Raw genomic sequence first — 1,912 nt, forward strand, 5'->3', positions numbered from 1 at the left:
AGTTGCGCCAGCACGTCCAGCAGGCGCTCGCGCATTTCCTCGGCGGCCTTGCGGGTGAAGGTGATGGCGAGGATCTGGCTCGGCTCGGCGCCGGCCAGCAGCAGGCGCAGCAGCCGCGCCACCAGCAGCCAGGTCTTGCCGCTGCCGGCGCAGGCCTCGACCACCACGGAGCGCGCGGGATCGCAGGCGGCGCGCGTGAATTCGGCTTCGCTGACGTCCTGCCCGTCGCGCAGATAGGCGTGCACGGTCATGCCAGCGGTCCTCCTTGCTTGTTGCTCGATGGAGCGGTCGTTGGTTCGGTCGTTGGTTCGGTCGCTTGTTGGCTCGTTGGTTCGTTCGCCTGTTCGTTCGCCTGTTCGTTCGCCTGTTCGCTCATCTGCTCGTGCCCTTGCCGCCCCGGCGGCTCGTTGGCCGTTCGCCCTTCCGGCGAGCCGGACTGCTGTGCGGGCGCGCGCTCGTGCGTGTATCTGGGCGCGGCGGCGACCGCCTCCGGCAGCGCCGTCGACTGCCAATACCCCTTGCGGCACAGCCCGCGCGCATTGCACCAGGTGCACGCCGCGGCGTCGCCGAAGGCCGGCAGCGGCGCGCCCTCGCGCAGGCGCAGCGCGTCGTGCGTCAGCTGCTCGTGCAGCCACGCCACCGCCTCGTCGAAGTCCGGCAGCGAGACCTCGCGGCGGCTGGCCGGCGACGCGCTGCGCGGTTCGTTGCGGCCGTCCTCCAGCGCGATCCAGCTGCCCGCGCGCGCATCGGCGCGCAGCAGGCCGTAGAACGGCAACTGGCAATCTTCCTGCGCGTCGCGCGCCTTGCGCCTCAGGCGCGCGGCGCTCTGCGTCTTGTAGTCGAGCACCGCATGGCGCCCGTCGCGATGGCGGTCGAGCCGGTCGATGCGGCCATGCAGCCGAATCGGCTGGCCGTCGCGCATCGGCAGGTCGGCGCCGGCGTCGAGCTCGCCTGCATGCCAGTACCAGCCTTCGCGCTCGCGCGCGGCCTGCCACGCGACATACGAAGGCAGCACCGCGAGCCAGCGGCGGTAGTAGCCGATCGCATTGCCGTCCTCGGCCATCACGCCGTCGAAGACCTCGCGCGAGACCGCCTGCAGATGGGCGATGCGGGCCGCGTCGTCGCGCACGTCCTGTGCCTGCACGTCGCGGTGATAGCGCAGCAGGATCTGGTGCAGCAGCTCGCCGATATCGCGCTTCTCGAGGTCGTCGCTGACCGTTTCCAGGCCGGCCAGGCCCAGCATGCGGCCGGCGAAGAACTGGTACGGGCAGCGGCGCAGCATGTTGTACGACTGCGCGGTCCAGCGCGCGGGGGCCAGCTCCGGCGCCGAGGGCGCGGGCATATTGCGGACCTCTGCCCCGGCCTCGTGCAGCGAAGGCACGACGCTCGCCCCGATCGGCGCGCCGGCGGCTTCGCAATGCACCGCCAATCGTTCGAGCCAGCCCGACACATGCTTCGGCTCGCCGCGGCCACCGAAACGCTGCCAGGTCATCACGACGTCGTCGTTGTTCAGCAGCACCTCGGCCAGGTCGCGCGCCTGCTGCGCGAAGCGCGCCTCGCGGTCCTCGAGGCCGAGCTCGCGCCGCATCTGGTTGGAGAAGAACATCAGCTCGGCGGCGGTCGACGGCAGTTGCGCGTCGTCGCAGCCGACGATCACGACGCCGTCGAAGCGCCGCATGCGCGCGCCGTTCAGCGGCAGGATCGTGATGCGCGCGGCGGCGGGCTCGCTCGGCTCCTTGTAGGCCACCGCTTCGAGCAGCGCGGCCAGCATCGCGCGGAATTCGGCCAGCGTCAGCGTGGCGGTGGCGCCGGCCTCGTCGTCGGGCAGCTCGTCGAGCCGCGCCAGCGCATCGAGCAGCTGCGCGCCGGCATCGTCGGCGGCCAGCGCCGGGCGCATGTCGAGCGCGTCCAG

General features: G+C 72.0%; 2 protein-coding genes. Both read right to left on the reverse strand.

Annotation, left to right across the window (positions count from 1 at the left end; translation table 11 throughout):
• Positions 1 to 251, reverse strand: a 251-nt coding sequence (locus AC6EI8_RS26270) for a UvrD-helicase domain-containing protein (RefSeq protein WP_498383363.1), incomplete at its 3' end; no start/stop codon positions are given.
• Positions 248 to 1,912, reverse strand: a 1,665-nt coding sequence (locus tag AC6EI8_RS26275) for a PD-(D/E)XK nuclease family protein (RefSeq protein ID WP_498383364.1), incomplete at its 5' end; no start/stop codon positions are given. The genes AC6EI8_RS26275 and AC6EI8_RS26270, both read right to left, overlap by 4 nt.

Source organism: Cupriavidus sp. R6-3 (genome assembly GCF_059772245.1).